Annotated in this window: 2 tRNA genes; both read left to right on the top strand. The window is 44.0% G+C overall.

Annotated features, from left to right (window positions below):
- The first annotated feature begins 68 nt into the window (after positions 1-68).
- Positions 69-145 (top strand) — tRNA-Ile (locus INT39_RS22320).
- A 139-nt stretch (positions 146-284) separates the two neighbouring features.
- Positions 285-360: transfer RNA gene (locus INT39_RS22325), tRNA-Ala, on the top strand.
- Positions 361-736: the final 376 nt, after the last annotated feature.

Genomic DNA, 736 nt, shown 5'->3' on the forward strand with positions numbered 1-736 from the left:
AAAAGATACGTGTTATGTGAAGTGCTCACACAGATTGTCTGATGAAGAACGAGCAGAAATACCGGTATAGGCTTGTAGCTCAGGTGGTTAGAGCGCACCCCTGATAAGGGTGAGGTCGGTGGTTCAAGTCCACTCAGGCCTACCACTTTTCCTTTATGCTGCGTTGTGAACTCACTCGTTTACTTTATGTAAACTTCGTGACTCCACGCCTTGTCTAAAGAAAAAGCTTCTTTCTATAAAGAAGAAAAAGGAGTGGTTATACGGGTATTAGCAAATTGCATTATGGGGCTATAGCTCAGCTGGGAGAGCGCCTGCCTTGCACGCAGGAGGTCAGCGGTTCGATCCCGCTTAGCTCCACCATAATCTCTTGAATATAAAACAATAATTCAGAGTATATTAGCAATAGTATACTGCGAATTATTTTGCTCTTTAACAATCTGGAACAAGCTGAAAAATTGAAAACAAATCAATATATCACCGAGGTATATTGATGAGTCTCTCAAAATCTCAAACTTTGAATGTGTTTTTCGACATCGAAGTGGGATGAGCGAGCAATTTACAGTTCAAGGCGGCCAGCGCACAGTCAGCGCAACATACATTAGTATGTGAGCATGACGAGCACTGCCCAACGACGAAATGTAATCTGCGCAGCCATCACCACCCAGACGTCTTCAAGAAGAAACACCTTCGGGTTGTGAGGTTAAGCGAATAAGCGTACACGGTGGATGCCTAGGCA

Source organism: Pseudomonas sp. FME51 (genome assembly GCF_014897305.1).